Source organism: Mesorhizobium sp. P3_A2, assembly GCF_056403115.1.
Map to the genome: position 1 here is coordinate 1 of NZ_JBFUGC010000045.1, position 1,265 is coordinate 1,265.

1 protein-coding gene is annotated in these 1,265 nt (G+C 71.1%); it reads right to left on the reverse strand.

From position 1 onward, the window contains the following. A partial coding sequence (locus tag AC1DXM_RS31910; RefSeq protein ID WP_477239531.1) for an amino acid adenylation domain-containing protein occupies positions 1 to 1,265 on the reverse strand: 1,265 nt, incomplete at both ends.

The window sequence follows — 1,265 nt, forward strand, 5'->3', positions numbered from 1 at the left end:
CCGGCCCAGATAGACCAGTTCCCCGTCGCCACGCCGCCGCGCCCGGTCCCCCGTCCGGTACATCCGCTCCCCCGCCGCCCCGTAGGGGTCGGGAAGGAAACGCTCCGCCGTCAGGTCCGCCCGCCCCAGATAGCCCCGGCAAACCCCGGCCCCGCCAATGTAAAGCTCCCCCGCCATCCCCGGTCCGACCGGGTCCAGCCCCTCGTCCAGAACATAGGCCCGCAAGTTGCCGATCGGACGCCCGATCGGCATGTGCAGCAGACCCGCCTCCGGCGCCGTGCGCGCGACGTGATGCGTCACGTCGTCCGAGCATTCCGTCGGCCCGTAGGCGTTCATCACCGGGATCTCAGGGTGGCGCTGCAGCCAGCGCCGGCACAGCTCCGGCGCCAGGGCTTCGCCCGTCGGAATCATCCACCTCAGACCGCCCGCCGGGCCTTCGCAGCCCAGCAGCGCCTCCAGCATCAGCGGCACCGTCTCCAGCACCGTGACCCCGTCCCGCGCCACCGCCCGCCAAAGCCGCGCCGGGTCGCGCGCCTCCTCCTCGCCGATGACAGCGACCTGACCGCCCGCCAGCAGCGCCGCCAGACATTGCCAAACCGAAATGTCGAAGCTCTGCGTTGCCGTCTGCGCCACCACGTCGCGCGACGTCAGGCCGAGCGCTTCAATCTTGGCGTAAAGGTGGTTGACCATCCCGCGCTGCTCGATCAGCGCGCCCTTCGGCCGCCCCGTCGAGCCCGAGGTGTAGAGCACATAGGCCAGCGCGCCCTCGCCGCTTCGTCCCAGCGCCGCATCGATCCCGCTCTCGCGCTCCAGCGCTGCGCGATCCACCACCGCCACGCCGCAGTCCCGCCAGGAGGCGACGGCCTCGCCCCAAGCCAGAACCAGATGCGCCGAGTCCAGCATTTCCGCGCGCCGCGGTTCGTCCGGCAGGATCGGCAGATAGGCCCCGCCCGCCTTCCACACCGCCAGCATCGCTGTTACGAAACCGACGCCGCGCTCCCCGACCAACGCTACGATCCGCTCCCGCTCCACCCCGCGCCGCCGCAGCGCCTGCGCCAGCCGATCCGAGCGCCGGTCAAGCTCCCCATAGGAGACCGTCTCCCCCGCACCGCGCACCGCGATCGCGTCCGGCGTCAGCCGAGCCTGCTCGCCAAAAAGCTCGACAACGTGACCGCGCGGGTAATCGCGAACGCAGCCGCAATCCTCAAGCCAACGCCCCCGCTCCGCCTCGCTTAAAAGCGAAAGGTCGCCAATTAGGCCGTCGG